We start from the raw sequence: 18,226 nt of genomic DNA on the forward strand, positions 1-18,226 counted from the left end.
AAAACGAGCTCCCCCTTTCCTTCCCAACAGCAAATAGAAGCCTCCGAAAACTTTACATTAAAAGAGCCTGACAAAGCCCATCACCTTTGTAATTATGTGGCTACTGGAGAACTGCGACTTTCTGAGTTATACATCAAAGAAAAAGCCGAGTTGGACGATTTTATCGTTCAACTCGGATCCTCTAGATTGAAAAGGTTTTTTCAGTAGCCTCGTAATTACTGCCCTCTTTTTTCATGTCGATCAATCGTACTCGTAACTTCTACGCCATTCAATGCTTGAGTGGCCAGACGATCTGCTTCCCGGTTATCTTTGCGGGTGATAAGTTCAAAACTCGGAGTAATACCCATTTGCTCCAACTTTTCATCAATTCGCTCCGCCCAATTCAATAAAACGTCATCCATAGTCGGCCATTCTTCATTCAATTGCTTAATGACCACTTGTGAGTCCCCTGAAAAAGTTACCGGAAGATTTTTCACGTCAAGCATTTCCAGTTCTTGGATGGCCAAATACAGTGCTGCATACTCCGCCTCATTGTTAGTAGCAAGTTCCTCCACTTTTGCATTTTTCCTTAATCTCATGGATTTACCATTTTGCTCATAATAGATGGCACATCCTAACCCTGACTTGCGGTTTTCGATTTCAAATCCTCCATCAAAATAAACGGTCAGATTATGAGGCTCTTTTTCTAAACCTGTCAGATACTTTCTCAAATCCTTCATCTTCCATGTCGTATCATAGTTATCTACAAAAGTTATATGATGTGCTCTGCCCGACCGCTCTAAATCCTCAGCAATGAGAAGTGCCTCCCCCACTGCCATTTCTTCAGATTTGAAAAAGGCCTCTGTTTTCTTCGGGGTCTTATATGTAAGTTCGATTGTGATTTTCATTTCATTCCCTCCTTTTCCGTTTAATTACCTCTTCCTTTAATTGTACCCTCCTATCTGCCTCATTATTTAAATACTCCTTTACTAGATGTGTTTGTAAAAGCCTGTCGCTGTACCTTCAAATCCATAATGACGATAAATTTCATGGGTAGCCTCTCTTTCTTTCCTGTTGCCACTGTTCAGCATCACTGTAGTCGCATCATTCGCTTTCCCCCATTGCTCTGCTGCTTTCATAAGCTTCCCTCCAATACCCTTGCCCTGACTATCTTCATTTACAGCAAAGGCAATGACTCTAACATGAGGTTCATCCGTATGATATGCGTAACTCAATCTCATCCCTATCATACCTGATAGTTTCTCATTTTCCTCCCATACAAATGTTTGGTACTCTTCCTTAGAAAAGATCCTTTCCATTCTGGTTCTCATCTTTTCTGCTGTTGTTGGATATCCTAAAGTTTTCATCAATGGCACAAGAGCATCTGCATCTCTGGTATTTGCTTCCCGTAACATGACAAGTACACCTCTTTCCTTTTAATTTTCACCTTAATATTCGCAGTAAAAAACCTGAAGATCATAGTCGACCTTCAGGTTTGTCGTCATTTCTAGACGTTTTCTTTTTGGCGGAGTTCTACACGTCTGATTTTCCCTGATGTTGTCTTAGGCAATTCTTTAATGAATTCTACTTTTCTTGGATATTTATAAGGAGCGGTCAAGTCTTTAACATGGCTCTGTAATTCTTTGGTTAAATCATCGTTTGCTTCATATCCATCCTGCAAGACGATATAGGCCTTGACGACGTTCCCGCGAACTTCATCCGGGCTCGCTACAACCGCGCACTCTTGGACAGCCGAATGTTTGACGAGTGCATCTTCAACTTCAAAAGGTCCGATGGTATATCCGGAACTGATGATAATATCATCACTCCGACCTTCAAACCAAAAGTATCCATCTTCATCTTTTGCTGCTTGGTCCCCAGTTACATAATAATTTCCGCGCCTTGACATTTTTGTTCGTTCTGGATCTTTGAAATATTCTTTGAAAAGCGCCGGGGTATCCAGATGAACGGCGATATCTCCCACCTCCCCCGGCCCTACTGGAGCTCCCATTTCATCAATGATCTCCACTTGATTTCCCGGGGTTGGCCGTCCCATTGAGCCTGGGCGCACCTCCATATCTTTCATAATACCGACAAGCAGTGTATTTTCTGTTTGACCATAGCCATCCCTGACCGTAACATTAAAATGGTTTGTGAACGTATCAATGACTTCTCTGTTTAATGGTTCACCGGCGGAAACAGCACTGTGCAATCCTGATAACCTATAATCTGATAAATTATCGACTTTCGCCATCAAACGGTATTCTGTCGGTGTACAGCACAGCACATTCACCTCGTGCTCGTCCATCAAGCTCAAGTATTTCTTCGGGTCGAATTTACCTTGAAAAATCAGGCCTTGGGCTCCTGTACCTAACACCGACAAGAACGGACTCCAAATCCACTTTTGCCAGCCTGGACCAGCTGTAGCCCACACGGTATCACCATCTTTGATTGCGAGCCATTTATCTGCAGCGGTCTTCAAATGAGCATATCCCCACCCATGTGTGTGGACGACCCCTTTAGGATTCCCAGTGGTTCCTGAAGTGTATGATAGAAATGCAATATCATCTCTTGAAGTATCAGCAAGCGCCATCTCATCACTGTAATCTTCCATCAACTCATCAAGAGCGAGCCAGCCTTCCTTAGACCCGCCTACAGAAAAAGTGATAAGTCGTTCGAATTCTTTCACATCATGAAATTGATCTGTGAAGGGATGATAGCTCACCACAGCGCTGACTTCACCATGGGATACACGATATTGTAAATCTTTTGTCCGCAACATTTCAGAACTCGGGATAACTACAAGCCCTGCTTTAAGAGCAGCAATATAGACTTGATACGCCTCAATCAGCCTTGGAATCATCACGAGCACTTTATCCCCTGGTGTAAGACCTTGCCCAAGGAAAGCGTTTCCAATTTTGTTTGCATTCTTCATCAATTGATCATATGTAACTTCTCTTTTTTCTCCTTGTTCGTTCAACCATAACAATGCTTTGCGACCAGCTTCATCCGCAAACTTTTCCATTTCTGAGACAACATTGTACCTTTCAGGAGCAATCAATTCTTCTCTGTTCATTTTCTATTCCTCCCCTTTTAATGAGCGACTGTTCAGTTTGGTTCATTTCCATTATATCAAGTTTTCTAAATCTTTCAAATACTATATTTGACCATAGGAAACAGAATTGCCCTTATTAAATTGACAGATAATTAAACCTTCTCCTATAATGAGATATAAGAAAAAGAAAGGAACGTGGCTGAATGGAAACACGTCCAATGAAGATACATACGCTGACACCAAAGCTCGCTCTCTTCATATCGACCTTTATGCTCATCCCTTTTCTTTTTATTTCAATTATGACTAATAATTTCAACTATACGATTGCGTCGGTCATTACGCTCTTACTCATAAACCTTACAGCTTACATTAAGATTTTACGCCTCAAAAAGAAAAAGAGCCTTTGAGTTGTATTTCACACAACCTAAAGGCTCTTTTTCTTATCTATATACTCGAACCGATCTCTTTCCTCTAAAGACATATAACGAAGACTCTCTTCCATATGTTGATCGATTAAATGGAGTAACCGTCCGAGGTTTTTCCCTCTGAAAGCTTCCAATATTAATTCATGTTCTTTAAAACGTTTCTTTTCATCAAGATTTTCATCGAAAAAGACATCATATAACATTAAATAGACATTTATTTGATCAAGAATCCGCTCCGTAAAATCGATGAGGAAGGAGTTTTTAGTCTTTAAAGCCAACGACATATGAAACTGTTTATTGACTTCTAAATATTGCAGGATATCTTTTGTCTCGTAGGTCTTTTTTTCATGCTCTATCCACTCACTCATTTGGAGAAGATCATCTTCTGAGATCGTTTCATGAATTAATTCGGCTGTCATTTTCTCTAAGTGGCGTCTCATATCAAATGCCTGGCGTATCTCATCTCTCGTGGGCTGGACCACAAAAGCACCACGATTGGAAACGATTTTGACCAGCCCTTCATTTTCAAGTCTGTTCATAGCATTGCGAATCGGCGTTCTAGACACTTTAAGTTCTTTTCCAATCGCTTTCTCGACAAGTTGAGTACCCGGTGCAATTTTTCGGAATAAAATAAATTCCTTCAAATATTCATATACATCCTCTGTCCGTGATTGTCTCTCTTTTACGGTTTCAGTAAATGTTTGTCTTCGGATGATATCCCACCTTTTATGCTAAACGTTTGAAGTTTTCACCAAGAATTTCATTCATTGAATGGACGGTGATAAAAGCTTGCTCGTCCACAGATGTCATATATTTTTTCAAGCGAGTATAATCTTTCCGACTTAATATCGTCGTAATCACTTCTTTGTTTTCTTGCCTGAACGCACCTTTAGCCTGGTGAATGGTCGCTCCTCGTTTCAATTTATTTACGATGAAGTGGCGTACCAGCTCACTTTCACGACTGATAATGACGATTTCTTTATTATCTTCAAACTGTTGCAACATATAGTCGATGACGAGTCCGTTTAAAATCACTCCGAAGAAGGCGTACATCCCCACCGTAGGACCAAATAGGAAAATCGATGATGTAGCTATAGCGATGTCTGAGAATAGAACACCTTTCCCGACTTCGATAGAAAAGAATTTGTTCAAGATCATAGCAAGGATATCTGTTCCGCCTGTAGAAGCTCCCTGATGAAAAACTAATGCCATACCAGAAGCAGCGATAATTTGACCGATGATCAACTGGATCAATAAGTCATTGCTCAATGCTTCCTGCATTGGAAAATAGGCTTCTAGCCCCCATACCATGAAGGACAAAGCAAAACTTGCATAAATCGTTTTGAGTCCAAACTGAAATCCTAAAAAGATAAAACCGACAATGAATAATATGACATTCAATATAATCATAATAAGACCAAGTGACAGATCTGGGAACACTTTATTCAAAACGATTGAAAGACCACTGACTCCTCCTGTAGCTAAATCATTCGGTGACAGGAAGAAATGAACATTTATTGCTACTCCTAGTGAACCTAAATTCATTAAAAGAAATGACCACACTTTATTAAACATCAGAAAGCCTCCTTTTCTGCGGTGTATGAAAAATTTGTCGAACGAAAATTGTAGTACAATCGGGATTATAGAGCCCTTATAACCGTTTGTAAACAGCTTTGTTCAGAAAAAAATATTTTATTTTTTGTAAGCGATTGAAGGCTAAATTTTCAAAAGATTAAGTGTTGTGAAACCATTTTCTTTGGAAAGAATATTTATAATTTATCAAAAAATGCCGATATTTATAATATGCAGTCAATTTGTGAGGATAAGGTTTTCGTTAGTTATCCAAAATATATTCCAGTCTATTCCATTACTATTCACCCATGCTTTTAGTGTTATGGATTAACTAATAAGCGAATGGGAGATAGACCAGGAATTGCACATTAAACCGAGTGACGCGATTCATTGCATTAGAATAGAACATAAAACCATATACTTGGCAACCGCCTGGCAAGCCCTCCATAGCTGTGGAAATACTAAATTCCCAGACAGCAAAAAAGCATCACCACTTCGAAGTGATGATGCTCCCCTACTATATTTATTTTGGCAAGCGTACAGTAACAGTCGTCCCTGCTCCTTTTTGACTCTCATATGAAATAATTCCGTTCAAATCAGCAACGATTTTCTTCGTTACCATGACACCCAAACCCGTTCCTTTCTCTTTGGTAGTAAAGAAAGGCTCACCGATTTTAGTAAGTTCTTGGGATGTCAGTCCTGGACCATTATCTCTAACGGAAAGCGTTAGCTCTTCGCTTGACATTTCAATACTCACCCGGACTTCTCCACCTGAATCTACAGCATCAATCGCGTTTTTGACAAGATTGATCAAAATCTGATTCATACGTTTCGGCTCTGTTTCAAATGTACCCTGAGTCGTTTCACAATCAAACAAGAGAAGAATCTGCTTTTCGTTCGCTTCAGGCTCCAACAGCCTTAATACATAAGAGACCAGTTGCTCAGGATCGACTTGTTCAAGCTGGAGGGAGGACTTCGGCTTAGACAACATCATGAAGTCCTGGACAATCGCTTCAATCCGATTGACTTCATCCAAAATGATCTCTTGGTAATTATCTCTCAATTCAGGGTTTGCTGCCCCAATCTGTAAGAATCCTTTGATAGCTGTGAGAGGGTTTTTAATTTCATGAGCAATGCCGGCAGACATTTGAGTAATCGTAGAAAGCTGTTGAGATTTCTCCTTGAATTCCAGCATCTCTTTATATTCCGTCACATCTTCATGGATACCAAGAACGTAGGATTTACCATTGTAGTCAACGGGGAATCCTTTTGTTTTAACCCATTTAGACACTCCATCAATACTTTCCACCCGATAATCGATTTCACGCTTTTGCTCGGCCATCTGGTGAAATGCGGCCGTTACTTTCTCCCGATCAGCCTCATGAATACATTTCATGATGATAGTTGGATCTGCAAAAACATCACGCCTGGAAATTCCGAACAGGCTTTGAAAAGCTGGGCTGATATAGTGAAGCTCATCATAATCCGGCTGACTGATCCAAAAGACATCTTTCATATTATCAGCGAGTAAAGCGAATCTTTCCTCTGAGTTTCTCAATGCTTCTAAATGTCTTTTATACTGCGTGACATCCTGAACGAAAACTGTTATTCCCAATGCTGTCGGATGGACAGTGACTTGGACAGCGAGATCCGTCTTTTTCAAAAATCCTTCAAATTCTATCGTTTCCTGTGTTTCCATTGCTCTTAAGTAGTTCTGAAAAAAATAATAGTATTCATCAATCGGGAAGATGTCCCATAACTTCCTTTCATAATTATCAAAGAAAGATACACCTGTCAAATCCTCCATTTTTGGATTCGCATAGGTAACTTCCCAATTATGATTGATAATCGCTAAGCCATGGGGGAACTTGTCTACCAATTGAGTCATACGATGATTCGACCGGGCGTGATTAGTGTCGGAAAAATGAATGGTTTGTCTCTTCCCTTGCTTTCCGATGAATTGATTCAAGGGGGGACACTTCTCTTCATTCTCCTTAGAAGAGAGAGTCAATGGCTCTGGAGTTATCGGTTGTTGTTCAACTGACCTTCTCAATGTAAATGTAATTTGTCCATTTGTAAGATGAACCATTTTACAGTGATACTCCTGTAGATTATTTTTGTCCGTCAACTGGACAGACGTTTCCCGTAAACCTTCAGTCAAAAGCTCATGCAACACTTGCTGCAAGCGGTGTTGAGCAGTATGACGGAAGCTGCGGATCCATTGAGAGAACGACATGTCTGTTTTTTCCAGTTGAAGAGTTCCCTGCATTTCCTGATTGAGCGTTACTGTCTGTAAGCGCAAATCCAGTAAGCATGCCGGTGTACCATTCAAACTTAAAACATCCAATATTTCCCCACTATGAACTTGGTCAGAATACCTCTCTCTTATTACCAATATTAAGACCTCTTTCCTTTTAGCCGTTCAATATTTTCCAGTACAGTTTTTATTATAACGTAATCAAGTGAAATTTTGAATATTTCCAAATGAATTAACCTTTATTTTTCTTAATATTACATAATATGGTATCGTTTGCAAAAATATGACTGTTTTCTTCATCCTTCTATACTGCGCCACAAAGTTAAGGAAGCATAACTCAAGTAAGGCTCCCAATTTTCACTCCAGGATTTCATTTGTTGGATCGTCGGCTTTTTGTCCATGCCAAAATAAAATTTAAGCGCATTCTGAATTCCAATATCAGCTTTTGGAAACAGATTCTCCCGTCCTACTCCAAACATAAGCCAGTTCTCAGCCGTCCAAGGACCAATACCTCTAATTTTCACTAACGCCTTCATGATATCTTCATTAGACTCTTCAGAAAGTTCCTGTAAGTCCAACTCACCATCAGCAATCAAACGTGAAGTATCAATTACATATTCTGCTTTCCGTTGACTGAATTGAAGCTCCCTCAATGTATCATAAGATGTTTCTGCCACTGTTTCAGGAGAGGGATAAAACCAGACACCATCTTTTTTACTACCTAGTTTTTCAACAAATCGTGTACTCAAAGTATAAGCGAATTTCATATTCAGCTGTTGGTGTATGATGACTTTCATCAAACAGTCATATAAATGAAAATCTTTGACGATCGGTGTCCCTGGGTGTGCTGAAAACAATTGTTCTAGATTGGTTCCTAAGAAATGACGGTGGACCTTTTCTATGTCTTTGTCCCACTGGAACAAATCCTTAATATGGTCCAGAATAGCTTCTTTTTCTTCTTCACTTTCACTCGAAACCTCAAAACCAGGTTCAACTGTCGTCCCTAGCCCCTGGACACGGGCAATGTGAAAACCGCCTTCTAACTTGACGGGAATATCAACCCAACGTTCCTCCTTATTCAAGTGAGTCAATGGATCAAGTTGCCAACGAAGGAGAGTGTAATCAAAATCATAAAAACTAGTTGCTTTAAATCTTTCTTTCCACAAGTGAAATTTCCTCCTTTTTCCTATCTTTTTTTATCAAAAACCTGATATTAGGCAAATTGAACCACCCTTCATTCCGCTCTGTTGCCTATATTATCGGTTTTGAAACTTATTTCTACATATAATAACACTTGTAGACAAGATGAACTCCTTTTGCCTTGATTTTTTTATCACTGAAATCTTTCTGGACAACTCAAAAACGCCATGCATATGCATGGCGTCAGATTAAAGTCCCCAGACTGGAGAAGGAACCATCTGTTTGATCATCAAGTCGTTCAAGCTTCCAAATTGATACCCTCTTTTTCTCAATTCATCAATAAGTTGCGATAAAGCTTCGGCATTGTCTTGAGAAACAGTATGAAGAAGTACGACCGCCCCAGGATGAATTTGCTCGATGACACTATTATAAGCATACTCCCATCCTTTTTGGTTATTTGTTTCCCAATCCTTGAAGGCAAGTGACCAGAAAGCATGAGTGTACCCAAATTCTTCAGCCCACTTTAGCGTTTGTGAATTAAAGGTACCTCGCGGCGGCCTTACGTATGTCATTACTTGTTGACCAGTCAACTTCTTTACAGCCTCTTCAACACGGGAAAGTTCTGTCTTCATTTTTTCTTTAGAAACTTTAGTGAAATCCGGGTGACTCCATGAATGGTTCCCTATCAAGTGTCCTTCTTCAGCCATTCGCTTCAATAGATCAGGAGCGCTCTCAATATAGTGGCCGGTAACAAAAAAGGCGGCAGGTACTTGCTTCTCCTTTAAGATATCGAGCACTTGTCCTGTGTAACCTTGCTCATATCCATTATCAAATGTCAAATATATTACAGGGTCTCCGGAGGGGTCGACATAAAACCCATTATATTTTTCAAGCATTGCTCCGTACCGTCCTACATCAGGTGCAGATCCGTCCATGTTTTTCTTATATCCCCATCCTTCCGCAGAAACATAGCTGGGTAAAAACAAGATGGTGATGGACATAAGAGCCACAAAAATTTTCTTCCACATAACAACCACTCACTTTTTTCTTAGTATGTGTGAAGGTGGAAAGAATATAAAAAAAGACAAGTGGGAAAATTCCCCACTTGCTTGGTTATAATAATAATGAAGCTGCCCAGCCAAATAAGAACAGAGGAATATTGTAGTGTAAAAATGTCGGTACACACGTATCCCAAATGTGATTGTGTCTTCCGTCTGCATTTAACCCCGAAGTCGGCCCAAGTGTACTATCTGATGCAGGCGAACCAGCATCACCTAACGCACCTGCTGTGCCAATCAAAGCTGCTGTAGCCATAGGAGAGAACCCTGCAGTTAAGCAAATAGGAACAAACAAAGCGGCTAATATCGGGATGGTAGCAAACGATGAACCAATTCCCATTGTGACAACAAGACCTACTGATAATAGGATGAATGCGATGAAAGGTTGGTTATTACCAAGGTACTCGGAGCTGATTTCAACGAGGGCTGAGACCGACTTTGTTTCTGTAAGAACATTCGCATACCCTGCAGCAACTAACATGACAAAAGCAATGAAACCCATCATTCCAATCCCATCATTTACGACTCTGTCGCCTTTCGCATACGGGACAATCCGAAAGACAAACATCAAGATAAGTCCAGCCAGAGCGGCAAGTATAAGGTTCGACCAAACCGCTTGAATCAGCAGCGTTACGAAGATAGCAACAACGGTAAGTCCATGTTTAAGAGTGAATTTCGTTTCAAAAATCGTCTCTTTCATCTCATCTTTTTCTTCAAAAGAATGGGCGGCAGGCTCACGCTTTTTACGATAAGTGATGAATACAGCAATGAATAAACCGACAATCATCCCTGAACCCGGGATGATTAATGACTGTGCAATCGATCCAATACCAAGTTCCATTCCATTTGATTTCATAGAAGTTTGGATGGTTTCGTGGAAAATATAGCCGAAACCGATCGGAATCATTACATAAGGGGCTTTCAAGCCGAAAGTCAATGCTGCCGCTACAGCCCGACGGTCAACTTTCATTTCATCAAATAACTTCAACAAAGGTGGAATTAAAATAGGTATAAATGCGATATGAACAGGAATTACGTTCTGGGATAAACTTGCTACAGCAGCAATGACAAATACAATCATCGTCCGCTTATCTTTCAGCACCCGCAATAGATAACCGACTAATAAGGAGGTAATTCCTGAATAACTGATAGCAACGGCAAATGCACCTAATAATATATAACTTAAAGCAACACTTGCCTGATCCCCCATACCGCCGACAAGGATATCCAAAGAACTCTTTAATGATTCCCCGTTCATAAATCCTGCTGTCAAACCAGCGGCAAGAATGGCAATGATGACGTTCACACGTAATAAACTTAACACGGTCATTACGAGGACAGATATGACGACTGCCCAAGCCATAACACATTCTCCTCTCAAACATTTTCATACATTAGCGATTTATCATGTTAAAGCATGTTTTTAAAAAAATCAACCCTCAAATGAAAAGAGAGCCAATTCAGAAAATGAGTTTTCACTACTCCATATTGCTTTCTAACTCTTCTAACATGGAGATTAAACGATCTATATCTTCGACGGAAGTTTCTTCAGGATCCAGACGTTCGATACGACCCATGAATTCCGCTAATCTCAATTTCAAGTCCTGGATTTTTTCCTGTTGTGTCATCTTTCATGCTCCTTTATATTCACACTCGATTTTTTTCCATGTCCATCATAGTACAAGTTTACTTACCTGTCCATGCGGGACATAATAACTGATAAACATGCTATAATATTCTCCGTACATGAACAGGAGGTACGATTATGACACTTTCGGATCTATTTGATTATATAGATAAAACGATTACTTTGAAGCTTATCCTCAGCGGCGTGATTCTTTTTTTCGCTGTCATCATTTTGCGAAAAATCATTCACTCTTTTTTCAAGAAAACAGATTTCATTGAAGAGCGCAAAGAGAAAACACTGGAATCCATGTTGAATTCGATCATCAGTTATGCCGCGATTATCAGCTTCATACTCATTGTCCTCAATGAATTCATACCAATACGTAACATTTTAGCAGGTGCGGGTGTAATAGGGATTATTGTCGGTTTCGGAGCCCAGAGCCTTATCAAGGACTTTTTTGCCGGTTTGTTTCTTTTATACGAAAAACAGCTTCATAAAGGGGACTTCATCACCCTGAACAATACCTTTCACGGGACTGTCGAAGATATTGGGTTACGGTTTTTGAAGTTGCGTGAATGGAGCGGCAAACTGTTAACAATCAGCAATGGACAAATCAAAACAATAGAGAACTACAATTTCGAACATATGCGCGTCATAGAAACAATTACAACAAGCTTCCATGAAGATCCACGTCGAATGTTCCGTGTTTTAGAGGAAGCATGTGATCGACTTAATGAAGAACTGGGCGATTATATAAAAATGGATCTTGCCGATAAACCGCTTGAACCTTTCCAAGTTTATGGCATGTCCTCTTTGAACGACCAGCATCGTGGTTATGAATATACGATCACCGGGCTAGTCCATGACCTCGTTTATTGGACAGCAGCAAAAAAAACGCGCCGTATTCTTGCCGAAACGATGTATGATCACAACATCCTCATGGCAGAACAGCGCGTAGAAATCAATTCTTCACAGAACAGTGAGGAAAATGATCGTTACTTCAATTCAAACGAAAAGCTTACGTGATCCTGGATAGGAATCCACGCTCCTATTCCTTGTCGGGTCACATTCTTGATATTCAGTGTTTTCTTCGAACCTTTCAATTGGATGTACACATCACCGAAAGCTACATCCCCTTTTTCGTTGACAGCAGGGGCATAAGCATGAAGAATACCTACTTTGTTCGTCGGGACAGCATACGTATTATTTTGTTTAGTCCCTTTACCGATGACTGTATTGAAGGACAACGGGAGCTTTGTGTTCTTCTGGGCCTCAAGTAAAATCAATTTCATCATTTGTTCACTGTGACTGATTCTTGAGGTCAGACCCCCTTTGATCTGTTTCTCTTCCTGCTGTACATAACTGATTTCCTCTGTCTGTTTACCACCATGATTACTCAATTCATTCTTATTGATATCTTGATATTCCCAATTGATATTGGTTTCTTTCGATTCATAGGCCAATGGCCATCTCCCTAAAAAGATTTCACCTCGATATCCAATAGCGAACGGGGAGGGTTTCAAGGAGGTTTCATTCAACATTTCAATCAGTTGAGGATTCGTAATACGAACCTCCGTGTTTTCCATCAATTCTTTCGTGATTTCCTCAGCTTCCAGTAATTCCTGGTCATCCGTTGAATTCGGATACGTATTGTCTTTAGATATATTTAATACATGATTCGGGATCTCGTTCTCTTTGTCCGCCTTTTTATTTTCAGCTGAAATGGAACCAGCACTGACTAAAGTAATAATCCCAATAAATACGATCAGTCCTAACCATTTTCTTTTCACATCATGGGCCACCTTTCATTTTTTCTTATCTTGCGAAAAACGGCCCAGACTATACATGTTTTCTAGGAAAGCATTTTATTCATAACATGATTCGCTTTCCCATCAAAAAATTGAATGAACGGTCCGATCAAGACCAGAATAATAACCGTACCAATCCCAATCGGCCCTCCGAGAGCTATGGCCAGAACAAGTGCGAAAGCTTCTGTCAAAGTCTTTGCTTTCGTCAAACTGAGACCGAATCTTTTTTGTAAAGCGACCATAAAGCCATCAACAGGATTCAATGAAAACTTCGGTTGTAAATATAATGAAACACCAAATGCTATAATAATGATGCCACCAACGAGCACAGAAAGCTGGGTCCACACTGTATTCAGTTGCAAAGTATCAAACACAGTAAGCATCCAGAAGTCAATGAACTTTCCAATGATTAAAATAGTCATCACAGCCAGTAAATCCGGCTTTTCTTTTGCAATGACAGCGTTTGTAAAAATAAGTAAAGCACCGATAATGATGACCCACGATCCTACCGTCAAACCGACGTGTTCTGTGAGACCGACATTTACAGCGTCCCACGCACCTGCTCCTAAATCCGATTTGATTGTAAGTGTTATGCCAAGGGAAATGACAATCAAACCCACCATGTAAAAAAATGCTTTAATCATTATGTTTTTCATCGTACTCCTCTTTTCTCTTTATGTGTTGTAATTAATAGAAATAAATTCATTCAACAATCGTGCAGGATACTCGGAGACTTGATGTTGAGATGTTTGGAGGAAGTTAAGGACGTCAGGGAAGGAGTCGCTTTCCTGCGAGCGTCCTCAGTCGTGGACATCCCTGTGAGGTCTCGCCTAGCTCCTTCTCCCGCTTATTAGCCGATATTTGACATCTCCTATAGAGAGTAATTTTGCTACACATGTGCTATCCAGCTCCAGTACCTAATGGCTAGTGAGACTTCCCTCGCTTCTGTACGATAAGTCAACATCGAATCACTCTGTTCTTCGTGTTTCCTTTATCTCATCCAGCTCAGTCCCGTCCATACGCCGTTGAACAAGGTACTTCCGCTTTTAAGTTAGGAGTCTCCCCCTCCCTCAACGCCACTTGCGATATACGTTTCTCAAAATTACTTGAGGGAGAAGCGGCCCCTTAATGAGATGAATAAATCATACTTTAGTGCTGTGAAAATAGTATTTCCCATAAAGCTTCCATATAAATGAGGATAGTTTCGATCATCTTTCAATCGTATGGTGGCTGGGGAAACGGTGAGACTCCTGCGGGATGAACATGATCGGTGAGATCCCGGAAGGCGAAGCCTGAGGAAGCTCACCACATGCCCGTGGAAAGCGATCCGTATCCCAGCCACCATCACTGCATACAAAAGCCTCGAAACTGAGTTTTCCTGATAAGGGGAATCAGGAAGACTGACACAAAAAAAGAGCGCTCATCCATGAAAAATCTGGATAAGGCTCTCTTTATCTTACTTGCTTAGTTGAATACACTCAAGCGTTTCTTCGACATCTATACTATTTTGGACCGATTGTACCATCGAGCAATTGTTTCGTGATATATCTAAATTCTTCAGCAGCTTGTCTTGATTTAAATGATATCCTTTTATGACATAATGAAGATGGACTTTTTCAATTCGGTTTGATTCCTCTGGATTCCTCGTGACCTCTGCAGTCACTTTAATATCTTCATAATCCACTCTTTGCTTGTCGAGAATTTTCCGGAATACGCCGATACTACAGCCAGCAATAGAAGCGACCATCAGTTGATAGGGGCGAAAGCCGAATAATTCATCTCCCGATATGTTCAATTGTCCATAATCAAACGATGTGCGTACACCATTCTCTTTCAAATAAAAGTCCATTACTTACACACCCTTTCACAGTTTACTGCATCATACATATATAATAACCGTTTTTGCTATGGAAATAACATTTTGTAGTAAGAAAGACTTGTTCCCAATACAGTTTTTCCTATACGATTAGAAAGTATGACAGACAGGAGGTCATTCTATGGTATCCACAAAAACACGTTTTTGGATTCTGATCGGACTTGTGACCATTTCTGGATTTTCTCAAGGGATGCTTCTGCCTTTGATCGCTGTCATTCTTGAACAGAATGGCGTATCTTCATCCATCAATGGATTACATGCGACCGGTTTATACATAGGGATTTTGCTTTCTTCCCCTTTCATGGAAAAACCACTTCAAAGGATTGGTTATAAACCTGTGATAATGATCGGCGGTGCATTAGTCTTCATATCATTGGCTCTTTTTCCATTTTGGCAAGCCCTCTGGTTTTGGTTCATTTTGAGAGTCACCATCGGAATCGGAGATCAAATCCTTCACTTCGGTACACAAACCTGGATTACTGCCACTGCCGAGAAAAGCTCTCGGGGAAGAAGTATCGCCTATTATGGATTGTTTTTCAGTGTCGGATTCACGATCGGGCCTTTGATGACCAATTTGCTTGAATACGGGGTGTATGTACCCTTTCTGATTTCTTCTCTTTTAAGCATGTGCGTATGGTTATTTATGCTCCGGGTTAGGAACGAAACTCCTGAAAAAGACCATACCACCGCTTATGGGACAAGTTCAATCAAAAGGTTCATACGGGCCATTCAAATTGCGTGGGTTGCATTTTTGCCCCCTCTTGCCTACGGGTTTCTAGAAGCGACATTGCATGGCATCTTCCCTGTATATGGCATGCGGATAGGGCATGAGGTCAATGTTCTATCCCTTATTATCCCAAGCTTTGCTGCAGCCAGTTTATTCTCCCAAATACCACTTGGATCATTGAGTGATAGAATAGGCAGAAAAAAAGTGATCCTCACCGTTGTTTCTGGAGGCATTCTTGCATTTTTGCTAGCGGCATTCCTTGAACATTCCATTGCAGCATTATTTGCCACTTTCGCTTTAGGTGGGTTATTTGTCGGTTCACTATTTTCTCTTGGCATATCGTTTATGACAGATTTACTTCCAAGGGAGCTTTTACCGGCTGGAAACATACTCTGTGGAATGTCTTTCAGTATAGGAAGTATATTGGGCCCGTTTTTATCAGGATTCTTCCTGGACATTTTCCCGGATCTGTCGTTTTTTTACGTTATCGTCGCCCTGCTCATCATTGTTTTCTTTGCTACTGCTTATAAAAAAGAGCCCATTTCTACGCCTTCACAGGCATGATCAGGAGTCTAAGCTAACGCCTACTAATGTGGTTAATGGTTAATCTAATAAACGAATGAAAGCTGCGGATGTCTGTCCGCAGCTTTCATTTATTCTGATAACGTTTAAGTCAGCACATTTTACATTTGTTCCATAATTGAATAGTAGTTTTCTTCATTCTCAATATCTTTCATGAGGACCTTTTCGACCAAGAGCATGAATCTCGTTGTGATGCCTCTTTGTGACATAGACCTCTCCCCTTTAAATGCATGTTCCTTCGGGTTCAATAAACTTTGCAATATTCTCTACATAGCCTTCAACCCCAGTCCATTAGCAGTTTTTATCATTTTGGCAGACAATTTCAAAAGCCAGAGCGATGGATGCTCTGGCTTTTGATCATTAAAGATAACGGTTGGATCTTTTTTCCAGATAATCCTGCAATGCGGAAAAAACCATCGTAAGCGGCCAGTATATCAGCGCCGCCGTAATATACATTGTCATCGAATCCACTGTTCGACCCGCTGCGATTTGTGCTTTGTTCAGAATCTCAGGCACAGAAATCATAGCCGCGAGCGAGGTGGCTTTCAATAGGTCGAGAAATACGTTTCCCAGCGGAGGGATCGCAATTCTCGTCGCTTGGGGCATAATGATTCTTCTTATCGTTTTCCAATAAGTAAAACCAAGAGCACGTGCTGACTCCCACTGACCGTAAGAAACACTGTTGAGTGAAGCACGATTGATCTCTGCAATGTAAGCAGCACTATTTGTTCCAAAACCGATGATGGCAGCCAGGGTAGCCGGCATTTTAACGCCGACGACTGGGAGGCCGAAATACAAAACGAATAAGTAAACAAGAATCGGTGTCCCTCGCATGAAAGAAATATAAAATCGTGCCGGCCATCTGAGCCAAATATGATCCGATCCTCGGGCAAGAGCCAAGAAGAAACCTAGTACAAGCCCGATTGCCATTCCAATAACGGCCACAAAGAGCGTTAAAGGAACTCCTTCCAGGATGAAAGGCAGGTTAGACCAGGCACGCTCAGCATTGAAAAGCTTCTCGATTTGGATTTCGTTCACTTCTATTCCAAACATAATAAGCCCCTTACAGGTCTAGTCCTTCAAGTTCACGGATATCTGTTTCAGGTCTTTCTGAAGCATCCTTCCCTCCGAAGAATTCCTCAGAAATTTTTGTCAATGTACCGTCTTCTCTCATTTCTTTAAGTACAGCATCAATTTCTTCTTTCATCTTATCTGCCTCTTTCGGCATAACGATTGCAGAATTTGTAGGATGGAATTTCAAATCAGGATGAAGTTTAACTTCAAGTTCTGGCAATGCCTTCAACGCTAAAGACTGCAAGTAGTAGTCATTTATTATGAAGTCTGTATTTCCATTCTCCACATCACGCAAATATACATCATTTGTTACATTTCCGTATGTTTTCGTTTCAGCACCGAAATGTTCAGCAATCCGGGAAAAGACTGTCGTGGCTCCCCCTCCATGAGTTTTTCCTTCTAGATCTTCCAATTTCTCAATCCCTGAAAGATCAGACTCACGGACAATCATCGTTGAATATGAATACTTATATGGTTCACTGAACGTAAATTGTTCCTGACGATCTTTTGTAACTTCCATATCATTGATCACTGCATCAATACGACCACTTTTGATTGCTGACAGGAGCCCATCAACACCATATTCTTCAAACTTTAATTCCAGATTCAGCCGGTCAGCGACTTCTCTCATGATTTCTACATCGTAACCGGTCATTTGGTCTGAGTCTTCCGGGTAGTAAGAGGCAGGAAAAAGTGTTCCAGAAGTACCGACGACGATTTCCCCTGATTCTTGAATTTCACTCCACTTTGAATCGGAAGCCTCTTCTCCACCGTTATTATCAGAAGCACTTTCATCGCTGCTTTCACTTGATCCGCAAGCAACAAGAAATGCTGAGAGCATAAGCATAAATATAAATAAAAGACCTTTGCGCATTGGTTATGTCCACCTTCCTAATGTTTTTTGCACTTGTCTAATATAGCAACTTAACACATGTATTATCAACTGCCTTGCTCTTATTTTTTCAAGGTTAAAGATTCCATTGATTATTCATGATAGTGTGATAATATAATAATGTATATAACATTAAAATTATTATAATCTGAAA

General features: G+C 40.5%; 17 protein-coding genes. 2 read left to right on the forward strand and 15 right to left on the reverse strand.

The annotated features are described in order from the left end of the window. Positions 1 to 215: 215 nt before the first annotated feature. The 10 genes from HLI_RS06555 to HLI_RS21535 all read right to left on the reverse strand — a co-directional run bounded on the left by HLI_RS06555 (position 216) and on the right by HLI_RS21535 (position 11,114). Positions 216 to 887 (reverse strand): reverse transcriptase-like protein, encoded by a 672-nt coding sequence (locus tag HLI_RS06555; RefSeq protein ID WP_128524083.1) that lies wholly within the window; start codon positions 885 to 887, stop codon positions 216 to 218. 81 nt (positions 888 to 968) lie between these two features. Continuing rightward, positions 969 to 1,394, reverse strand: coding sequence for a GNAT family N-acetyltransferase (locus tag HLI_RS06560; protein ID WP_128524085.1), 426 nt, complete (start codon positions 1,392 to 1,394; stop codon positions 969 to 971). A 92-nt stretch (positions 1,395 to 1,486) separates the two neighbouring features. Next, positions 1,487 to 3,055: an acyl-CoA synthetase MbcS gene (mbcS, locus tag HLI_RS06565; protein WP_128524087.1), complete on the reverse strand. Its 1,569-nt coding sequence runs from the start codon at positions 3,053 to 3,055 to the stop codon at positions 1,487 to 1,489. A gap of 403 nt (positions 3,056 to 3,458) precedes the next feature. Beyond that, positions 3,459 to 4,103, reverse strand: coding sequence for a GntR family transcriptional regulator (locus HLI_RS06570; RefSeq protein WP_128524088.1), 645 nt, complete (start codon positions 4,101 to 4,103; stop codon positions 3,459 to 3,461). Positions 4,104 to 4,185: 82 nt separating this feature from the next. Further along, on the reverse strand, positions 4,186 to 5,034 hold the full coding sequence (locus HLI_RS06575) for a YitT family protein (RefSeq protein ID WP_128524090.1): 849 nt from the start codon (positions 5,032 to 5,034) through the stop codon (positions 4,186 to 4,188). Positions 5,035 to 5,554: 520 nt separating this feature from the next. Further along, a complete protein-coding gene (locus HLI_RS06580; RefSeq protein WP_241655950.1) occupies positions 5,555 to 7,426 on the reverse strand; it encodes a PAS domain-containing sensor histidine kinase in 1,872 nt (623 codons plus the stop codon). 158 nt (positions 7,427 to 7,584) lie between these two features. Next, on the reverse strand, positions 7,585 to 8,454 hold the full coding sequence (locus HLI_RS06585) for a DNA-3-methyladenine glycosylase family protein (RefSeq protein WP_128524092.1): 870 nt from the start codon (positions 8,452 to 8,454) through the stop codon (positions 7,585 to 7,587). 222 nt (positions 8,455 to 8,676) lie between these two features. Beyond that, positions 8,677 to 9,456: a delta-lactam-biosynthetic de-N-acetylase gene (gene pdaA, locus HLI_RS06590; protein ID WP_128524094.1), complete on the reverse strand. Its 780-nt coding sequence runs from the start codon at positions 9,454 to 9,456 to the stop codon at positions 8,677 to 8,679. Between the two features lie 85 nt (positions 9,457 to 9,541). Then, positions 9,542 to 10,849 carry a Na+/H+ antiporter family protein gene (locus tag HLI_RS06595; protein ID WP_128524096.1) on the reverse strand — a complete coding sequence of 436 codons (1,308 nt, stop codon included), beginning with the start codon at positions 10,847 to 10,849 and terminating at the stop codon, positions 9,542 to 9,544. 115 nt (positions 10,850 to 10,964) lie between these two features. Beyond that, positions 10,965 to 11,114 (reverse strand): SE1561 family protein, encoded by a 150-nt coding sequence (locus HLI_RS21535; RefSeq protein WP_164908505.1) that lies wholly within the window; start codon positions 11,112 to 11,114, stop codon positions 10,965 to 10,967. Positions 11,115 to 11,251: 137 nt separating this feature from the next. Here HLI_RS21535 and HLI_RS06600 point away from each other — a divergent pair, with 137 nt between their 5' ends. Continuing rightward, positions 11,252 to 12,139: a mechanosensitive ion channel family protein gene (locus tag HLI_RS06600; protein WP_128524098.1), complete on the forward strand. Its 888-nt coding sequence runs from the start codon at positions 11,252 to 11,254 to the stop codon at positions 12,137 to 12,139. On the opposite strand, the gene HLI_RS06605 is transcribed toward HLI_RS06600, so the two are convergent. From HLI_RS06605 to HLI_RS06615, 3 genes are all read right to left on the reverse strand, one after another. Beyond that, complete coding sequence (locus HLI_RS06605) at positions 12,109 to 12,903, reverse strand: YfkD famly protein (protein ID WP_128524100.1); 795 nt, start codon at positions 12,901 to 12,903, stop codon at positions 12,109 to 12,111. The two genes, HLI_RS06600 and HLI_RS06605, sit on opposite strands and share 31 nt — an antisense overlap. 62 nt (positions 12,904 to 12,965) lie before the next feature. Continuing rightward, entirely contained in the window at positions 12,966 to 13,577 is a 612-nt protein-coding gene (locus HLI_RS06610) for a YczE/YyaS/YitT family protein (RefSeq protein WP_128524102.1), read from the reverse strand. An 800-nt stretch (positions 13,578 to 14,377) separates the two neighbouring features. Continuing rightward, complete coding sequence (locus HLI_RS06615) at positions 14,378 to 14,770, reverse strand: OsmC family protein (RefSeq protein ID WP_128524104.1); 393 nt, start codon at positions 14,768 to 14,770, stop codon at positions 14,378 to 14,380. Positions 14,771 to 14,918: 148 nt separating this feature from the next. On the opposite strand from HLI_RS06615, the gene HLI_RS06620 reads away from it, so the two are divergent. Continuing rightward, positions 14,919 to 16,088, forward strand: coding sequence for an MFS transporter (locus tag HLI_RS06620; protein ID WP_128524105.1), 1,170 nt, complete (start codon positions 14,919 to 14,921; stop codon positions 16,086 to 16,088). A gap of 378 nt (positions 16,089 to 16,466) precedes the next feature. Here the strand turns inward: HLI_RS06620 and HLI_RS06625 are convergent, their stop codons facing one another. After that, on the reverse strand, positions 16,467 to 17,159 hold the full coding sequence (locus HLI_RS06625) for an amino acid ABC transporter permease (RefSeq protein ID WP_128524107.1): 693 nt from the start codon (positions 17,157 to 17,159) through the stop codon (positions 16,467 to 16,469). A gap of 10 nt (positions 17,160 to 17,169) precedes the next feature. Next, positions 17,170 to 18,054, reverse strand: a complete 885-nt coding sequence (locus HLI_RS06630; RefSeq protein WP_128524109.1) for a transporter substrate-binding domain-containing protein — start codon at positions 18,052 to 18,054, stop codon at positions 17,170 to 17,172. Positions 18,055 to 18,226 lie beyond the last annotated feature (172 nt).

Origin of the sequence: Halobacillus litoralis, assembly GCF_004101865.1 — a bacterium.
Taxonomy (GTDB): domain Bacteria; phylum Bacillota; class Bacilli; order Bacillales; family Halobacillaceae; genus Halobacillus; species Halobacillus litoralis_A.